This is a genomic window from Aeromonas sp. 130281 (genome assembly GCF_056642115.1).
Genome location: NZ_JBWVQS010000023.1, coordinates 1 through 693, shown reverse-complemented (window position 1 = coordinate 693; position 693 = coordinate 1). Strand labels below are relative to the sequence as shown.

The 693-nt window shown below is 64.5% G+C and carries 1 protein-coding gene; it reads left to right on the top strand.

Going from position 1 to position 693, the window contains the following annotated elements; genetic code table 11:
- Window positions 1-693: VCBS domain-containing protein (locus AC1IN8_RS21040; protein ID WP_479760497.1), on the top strand; the 693-nt coding region annotated here is incomplete at both ends.

Below are 693 nucleotides of genomic sequence, written 5' to 3'. Positions count from 1 at the left end.
GAAGACCTGGCAGGGAGCCTTGGCGGCAACGTGCTGAGCAACGACGCCTCCGGTGCCGATACGCCAGCCGCGTTCGTGGGCTGGAGTGCCACCGGGCACAACAACAGTGCCTCGGTCACAGCCCTGAGCACCTACGGTACCTTCGTCCAGAACGGCGACGGGAGCTGGACGTACGTGCTGGACAACAGCCGCCCGGCCACCCAGGCGCTGACGGCGGCGTTCAACCAGAGCTACGACGTCTGGTACACCATGAAGGACGCGGACGGAGACGAGAGCATCGCCAAGCTGACCATCACGGTCAAGGGGGCGAACGACAGCTCGACGGTGGTGACCGTGGCCGCGACCGGTCCGGACCACCTGGTGTACGAGTCGGGCCTCAATCCGAACGGCTCCAATGCGGCGGCCACCACCGAAACGGTGACAGGCAGCTTCACGGTATCGGCCTCGGACGGCATCCTGAACGTGGTGATAGGGGGCACGAGCTACACCCTGGCGCAACTGCAGGCCTTCAACGGCAGCCAGAGTGTCAACACCGGCGAGGGAATCCTGACCCTGCTGAGCTACAGCGGGAATGCCAGTGGCGGGACGGTGAACTACAGCTACACCCTGAGCGCGACCATCGACAACGACAGCAAGTCGGGTGCCACGCTGACGGAATTTGATGACAGCGTGACCATCACGGTGAACGGGGTG